Source organism: bacterium, assembly GCA_024226335.1.
GTDB lineage: Bacteria > Myxococcota_A > UBA9160 > SZUA-336 > SZUA-336 > JAAELY01.
This window is the reverse complement of sequence record JAAELY010000431.1, coordinates 1-6,597: the sequence shown is the minus strand read 5'-3', so window position 1 is coordinate 6,597 and position 6,597 is coordinate 1. Positions and strand designations below refer to the sequence as shown.

The window sequence follows — 6,597 nt, the reverse complement described above, 5'->3', positions numbered from 1 at the left end:
GATCCGCTGCCACTCTTCTCAACTCCGACGAACACGCTTCGATCGAACACCCATCGCTCACCTCCCTCTGGTTGCCAGGAAGATCTACACCGCAACTGGGGAACCGGGAAGGACGGCGATCATTGACCGGTTACGCTTCAACGGGAAGTTCCGAGACGAGTGTCTCGGGATGCAGTGGTTTACGAATCGAATCGATGCGAAGGTCGCGATCGAGGACTGGCGGAAGATGTACAACGGGGTGAGGCCGCACTCGAGTCTCAACAATCTCACGCCAGCGGAGTACGCAAAGAGCATCTCAACAAGGAGCCCTGAACAAGCCGTTTTCTAGGAATCATTGGTCCGAAGAAACCAGGCAGGTCACAGGCTCCGGTACACGTAGGTCCCCACGGCCATGACGATCAGCGCAAAGCACAATGGGATCCACCAGAGATGTCGCATGCTCGGAGGGGTCTACCCTTCCGCACCATCGCCTGCGCGCAGGGTCGAGGGCGTCCTATTCTGTGGATTCCGTCTTCTTGGGCCTTGGGGTGTAGGCCTCCTCGCGCGCGATCTTCACCAGTTCGCCGCCCGCGAAGACATGGCTCGCCGAGATCGCGTTGTTCACCGACGTCGTGTACGGGTCCCACGCGTTGTTCGAGCGCTTGCCGAGGGTCGCGAGATCCTCACCTTCTTTCGCCTCGACCAGACGCAGCCTGGTGGCCTTCAATACCGCGCGGTCCTCCTCGGTCAACCTGCGAAAACTGCGCGTGGTGGCCATCGTGCTCTTGAGGCCCTTCTCGGAGATTCCCGCGCCCGTGATCCGAAACGTGGAACCGTCGTGCGGAACGAACGTGACGTGGGAACGCACGTACTGCGGCGAGAGCATCGTGAGATCCAGGCGCCAGGCCTGCGCGTGCCCCACCCGCATGGGACCTGAGTCCTGCAGTCGTGCGCCTTCTGCCCGGCCCTGGGCGAGCCAGGCCTCGGCCACTTCTCTGGGATCGCCGGGCGGTACGTCGCCCGTCAGGAACACGAACGCGTCTCCCCGCGGTGCTTGCGCCCCCACCGTCGAGTTGGAATTCGCCTTCTTCCAGCGGGCCGGAAAGCGCAGCTTGAAGTCGAGGTCCGGGTGCATGAAGACGTTGCCGAGAAACATGCCTGATTCGGGGCGCTGTCCGACGGAAAGCCCCTCGGTACGGCGCAAGAGCGACTCGCGTGGATCGCCGATGGACGCGTCGCGCTGCCAGCGCATTTCGCTGGCTTGCACCCGGGCGATGGTGGAGCGCTGCCCCGAAGAGGGGTGCGAGTCGAGGAAGCTCGCGTTCCGCGAATAGCCGTGCGTGAGCTTCTCGCTCTGCATGAGCGAGTCGAGAAAGGTCGCCATGCCACGCGGGTCGTAGCCCGCCGCTGCGCACAGGATCTGCCCGCCGCGATCCGCACTGTATTCCAGGTCACGCGAGTAGGCGGCCATGCGTCCCGCGCGGATCCACGGACCCAGCAGCGGGAACTGGCCGCGCTGCACGCCCTGTTGCGCCGCGGCGTGCCGCTTGGTGACATGCGTGATCTCGTGGCCGAGCACGCAGGCCAGTTCGTCTTCGTCGTTCGCCAGCGCCAGAAGGCCGCGCGACACGAAGATGAAGCCGCCCGGCAGCGCAAACGCGTTCGGCTCGACCTGGTCGACTACGCGGAACTTGTAATCGAAGGAGCGTCTGGGGATCGAGCGCAGCAGCTTGCTGCCGATCGCGTTCACGTAGGCCGTCAGCTCGTCGTTGTCGATCAGCCCGATCTGGGCGGCCACGTCCTTGGAGGCTTCCTTGCCTATGTCCTTGTCGTCGTACTCGGACAGCAGGACAGTGGGGGTGCGGCGCTTCTTCTCGCCTTCCTCCTCTGCCGGAGAGGCGGCTGGTACGAGCGCCAGCAGGAAGAGCGCGATCGCGAAAGCGTGGATGGGGGGGGGGCTCATGCTTTTCGTTCAGGGCAATTCGGCTGTCCAGGAACCGTCGGAGAGCCACTTGGCTTTGAGCTGCGCAAGCATGCCCGTGGCCTCGAGGGTGTTCAGGTAGTTGGAAACCAGGTTCAGCAGCAGCGGCGCGTTCGGCGGCAATGCGATGCCGAGAGGCTCGGTGGTGAAGGGCGTCGCCATCGAGTGAAGGCCGGCATCGGGGTTTCGCCAGCGCGCCAGGTTGCAGACCTGGAAGTCGGCGACCAGCGCATGGGCTTGACCCTCGATCACCATCCGTATGCCGGCCTGGTAGTCCGGCGCCGTGACCAGGCGCGATTTCGACATGCGGTCGGCCACCAGGCGCGCGCTGGTCGAGCCCTCGAGCGCGACGTAGATTCGCTCCGGGTCGTCGAGGGCTGCGGGATCCATGGTGCTCGCGATCTCGAGCGACTTGCTCAGGATCGACGTGCCCGAAATGAAGTACGGTCCCGCGAATGCGAAGCGCGCGTTGCGTTCGGGCGTCATCGTGAGCCCCGACACCACCATGTCGACGTCGCCGCGTGCCAGGGTCGGCAGCAGCTCGGCAAACGGTTTCTCGATGAACCGCACCTGCAGTCCCATGGCGTCTCCGAGCGCACGGGCGAGATCGACCTCCAGGCCGATCAGCTCTCCGCGCTTGTCGTGCATCGTCAGCGGCGGCAGATCGGCCGAAGTGCCGACGCGCAGCTCGCCGGCTTCGAGCACGCGCTGCAGGTAGGTGGCGCCCGTCGCAGCCGGGCGTCCGTCGCCAGACCGGGCCGGCCAGCCGTCGATGAGGCCGGCGCAGCCGCACAGGGCCAGGGCGACCAGCAGGAGGCTCGAGCGCTTCATGGGAGCCTCCTGATCCAGGACGCGTCCTCGAACCAGCGGGCGCGCAGCTGTTTGAGCAAGCCGGTTCCTTCGAGGCTGGCGATGTAGTTCTGCACCAGGTTGAGGAAGAGCGGATCGTTGTCGGGCACGGCAACGCCGATCGGCTCGAAGGCCAGGGGATCGGGCCAGAGGCGTAGTCCCTCGTCGCGATTTTTCGCCCACGCGACCACACAGACCGGGTAGTCCGCGACCAGGGCATCGACTTCGTTGGCAAGCACTTGTCGGGCCGCCTCCTCGTAGTCCTTCGAGGCCACCACTTTGGCCTGCCGCATCTCCCCGCGCAGCAGCGACAGGCTGGTCGTGCCCTCGAGCGCCGTCAGCGTGACGCCGGTCTTGTCGAGATCCTTGATCGACGAGTCCGTGTCGAGCGCCGAACTCTTGTGGGCCACCACGCCCTTTCCCGAGATGAAGTAGGGCCCGGCAAACGCCACTCGCTGGTTGCGCTCGGGCGTCATGGTCATGCCGGACATCACTGCGTCGACCTCGTTCGCTTCGAGCGCGTCGATCAGCTCGGCGAACGGGCGGTTCACGACCTTCAGCTCCACCCGCAGGCTGCGTGCCAGGAACTGCGCGAGGTCGAACTCCAGGCCGAAGTTCTCGCCAGCACGATCAATGCCGTTCAGTGGTGGGTAGTCGCCGGCCATTCCCACGCGAAGCTCGCCGGTCGCCTGGATGCGATCGATCACGGGCGACCTGGAGCCCAGGCCGAGCAGCCCACCGCCCGAGCTGGCACAGCCGGCGACGAGCAGCCCGGAGAGCGCCGCTAAGAAGACGAACACGATCCTTGGCATGGGACCTCCCTGGGCACCATGTTTTACCCATTGCGCCATCGCGCCACAAGTCAGCGTCTTGCTCACCGTCACCGGCAGCGTCATCCTGCTGCTCCAGGGCGTTCTGCCCCAAACGAGTCCCTGATGCGCTGGATTCTCCGAATGGCCATCGTCGGCTTCGTGCTGGTCGCCGTAGTCGTCGGCGGCGTCTACCTGTACCTCAACCAGGTCGCACGGTCGTTGATCGAGACCGAGGCGACCGGCGCGATGGGGGTGCAGACCACGCCGGGCTCGTTCCGGCTACGGCCGCTGGCCGGCCGCATCAGCCTCGGTGGTCTGGAAGTGGAGAACCCGAAGGGCTTCTCGAGCCCGCGCTTTCTGGCGCTGAACCAGGGAAGGGCGAAGGTCGAGCTGGATACGCTCACCGACGACCTGGTCGAGATCTCCCTCATGGAGCTCGACGGTCTCGACGTCTTTATCGAGCGAGCCGGAGGCGCCACCAACTATGGCAAGGTGCTCGACAGCCTGAACCGCGTCGAAAGTGAGCCGTCGGTCGGCGCGGAGGGCTCGGGCACGAACTTCGTCATCCGCGATCTGTACATCCGGAACATCACCGCGCACGCGAAGCTGGAGGTCCGCGGCGTATCGACGCCCGACCTGAGCGTCCCCATCTCGGAGATCCACCTGAAGAACGTGGGCGTCGAGGAGGGCGGCGTCGAGGAGGGCGGCGTCGAGATGAGGGAACTCGCTGCAACGCTGACAGGCGCGGTATTGGGCGCGGTCGCAAGGACCCGCGGTCTGCTGCCCGCCCGGCTGTCGAACGAGCTCAGCGGTCGGGTCCGCCAGCTGCGCGCGACGCTCCCACTCAAAGGCCTGATCGCGAACTTCGGGAGCGCCGGCGATAGCGCGGCGAAAGGTGCGCGCGAATGTGATCGACAGAGCGAAAATCGTAATTGCGTGACGCATCTGAGGTTCCCCTTAGACCGCGCTCAAGCGCGCTCGACCAGTTTCTCGAACTCTGCTAGGTATGTAGGTTGAATCAAGCGGATGTGGCAAACAAGTTCAGGATTCAGCGTGAAACCCCACCGTGTCGCGCGCAATTCGAAGCCAAAGCTAGATTCTCGCGGGTAGCTATGGGAAGCCAACGAATGGGCGCAACACGCAGGCAACTACTGAAGTACGGCTCAGGCCTGGCCGTGACCGCCGTAGCGGGCGTTGGTTGGAGGCTCCTCGTCGCGCCCAGCCCAAGCCGCGAGCTGGCCCCTGTCACCGAACTTGCCACCCGGCTATTCGAGCGGCTCAGTGACGGGAACCACGAACAGGCGTTCGTGCCTTACGACCACCCGCTTCGCCAGTTCCACAACCGAGGTGTTGATACCGGCGGCATCCTGGCGGTGGGGCTCGACTATAAGGCACGGTCAATTCTGACCGATCTTTTCCACGCTTCGCTTTCACCCGTCGGCCGCTCACGCGTGCCCAACCAACTCCTTCTCGAAGTCCCCGGCGTCCACGCCACGCGCCTACTTTTTGCGGGCACACCGCACGATAAACACTTTCAAGTTCATGTAACGGGCCCGCACATCAATCTTCGCATCGGAGGTCGCAACCTCGAAGCCGTCGCGTTCGGCGGACCGCAGGTCTACGGCGATCAGCGCAGTGACGGAGAAATTGGGCTTCCAAACAACATCTACCGCTATCAACTCGAGCTGGGTCAGCGACTCTACGGCGCGCTAACCCCGGCCGAGAGGGGGATGGCGCGCCTTTCCTTGGCGCCGCCGCAAACGGCGGTCGAGGTGCGAGGCGCTGGGGTTTCATTCGACGGGATCGCGGTCGCGGACCTTTCGGCTGAGAAGCGAAAGATGGCGCGGGCAGTGGTTGCCGGGGTCCTCGAGAACTATCGAGAAGAAGATTCGGCCTATGCTTGGGAATGCATCGCGAAAGGCGGAGGGATCGAAGTCTTTCACTTCGCCGACTACAAACAGGACTTTCAGGGTGGAAGGCTTGCAGGCGATGGTGCGTCGCAAATATTCCGACTGGAATCTCCGGCTGCGGTTTTTCACTACAGGGGTGAGCCTCATCTCCACGCGTTCTTCAACGTGGCGATGGACGGGGAGAAACCACTGAGCCTCGGCGAAGCATTGGCGGTGAACCCGAACGCACTCGATGTCGAGGGTGTCGAACGCCTGTTCGAATCCGTCATGCTGGAGCACGGTGGTGTCGACTTCGCATTTTATCCGCGCAACAGCGTGGCGGGCAGGCTGCGTGCCGGGATGATTCGCTCGGGCGATATCTACAACCTGGAAAGCTGGAAGTCGACGATCGAGATTCTGGAAGTCCGGGGTCGGGACGTTGATGGTGCCATCGCCGCCCGGTTGAGCACCGCCGGAGAGAAACTGCAAGATACCAGTACGTATCGCATCGCAACCATCGACTGGGCTGCAAACCACCCCAAGAACTACGGCCTTACGAACGCCACATCGATCGACGGCGGCAACTCGCTACGCGAAACGACGATCTCGTACCTAAAGCGATCCGGCTTTGCAGCGTAAAGGCCAGGCTCTCGCCTTACCGCCTCGCCTGCCTCCTCAGCTACCGCCCCAACGCAAGCGCCAGGTTCGTCATCCGCGCCGCGCGTTTGAAGGTATCGAGTGGGTCGAGCCCGCCGTCCTGCAAGAACGCGAAGGAGATACCCGTCGCAGGCTCGACGAAGCCGATCTCTCCGCCGACACCGGGCCAGCCGAAAGCGGTCGGCGACTTGCCCCAAGTTGTTCCAAAGCCCGCGCCGATGACGACACCCGTTGTTCGGTTCACCGGCAGCATCATCCCAGATTCTCCGACTGCCGGATCCCAACAACCGCTAGGGAACCTCTGCACAGGGAGGCTGCGGCTGCGAAGCGCGATGCATCCGCCTGCGCTGCGTCGCGCGACCCTCTGCAGATCTACGGATCTGCGATCGGATCACGCTTCTTGCTCAGGCGGCGACTCCCGCTTCTCGCT

The 6,597-nt window shown here is 64.1% G+C and carries 6 protein-coding genes and 1 pseudogene; 3 read left to right on the top strand and 4 right to left on the bottom strand.

Annotated elements, in window-relative coordinates:
• Positions 1–136: 136 nt before the first annotated feature.
• Positions 137–328 (top strand): annotated as a pseudogene (locus GY725_20855) (transposase).
• Positions 329–493: 165 nt separating this feature from the next.
• Here GY725_20855 and GY725_20850 read toward each other — a convergent pair.
• The 3 genes from GY725_20850 to GY725_20840 are packed head-to-tail and all read right to left on the bottom strand — an operon-like array spanning position 494 to position 3,705.
• Positions 494–1,942, bottom strand: coding sequence for a M48 family metalloprotease (locus GY725_20850; protein ID MCP4006636.1), 1,449 nt, complete (start codon positions 1,940–1,942; stop codon positions 494–496).
• 9 nt (positions 1,943–1,951) lie between these two features.
• Positions 1,952–2,791: a transporter substrate-binding domain-containing protein gene (locus GY725_20845; GenBank protein ID MCP4006635.1), complete on the bottom strand. Its 840-nt coding sequence runs from the start codon at positions 2,789–2,791 to the stop codon at positions 1,952–1,954.
• On the bottom strand, positions 2,788–3,705 hold the full coding sequence (locus GY725_20840) for a transporter substrate-binding domain-containing protein (GenBank protein MCP4006634.1): 918 nt from the start codon (positions 3,703–3,705) through the stop codon (positions 2,788–2,790). The genes GY725_20845 and GY725_20840 overlap by 4 nt, the downstream gene beginning before the upstream one ends.
• 57 nt (positions 3,706–3,762) lie before the next feature.
• Here GY725_20840 and GY725_20835 point away from each other — a divergent pair, with 57 nt between their 5' ends.
• Together GY725_20835 and GY725_20830 are read left to right on the top strand one after the other, a co-directional pair.
• On the top strand, positions 3,763–4,638 hold the full coding sequence (locus tag GY725_20835; GenBank protein MCP4006633.1) for a hypothetical protein: 876 nt from the start codon (positions 3,763–3,765) through the stop codon (positions 4,636–4,638).
• Between the two features lie 110 nt (positions 4,639–4,748).
• Positions 4,749–6,149: a DUF3500 domain-containing protein gene (locus GY725_20830; GenBank protein MCP4006632.1), complete on the top strand. Its 1,401-nt coding sequence runs from the start codon at positions 4,749–4,751 to the stop codon at positions 6,147–6,149.
• A gap of 40 nt (positions 6,150–6,189) precedes the next feature.
• Here the strand turns inward: GY725_20830 and GY725_20825 are convergent, their stop codons facing one another.
• Positions 6,190–6,423 (bottom strand): hypothetical protein, encoded by a 234-nt coding sequence (locus tag GY725_20825; protein MCP4006631.1) that lies wholly within the window; start codon positions 6,421–6,423, stop codon positions 6,190–6,192.
• Between the last annotated feature and the right edge of the window lie 174 nt (positions 6,424–6,597).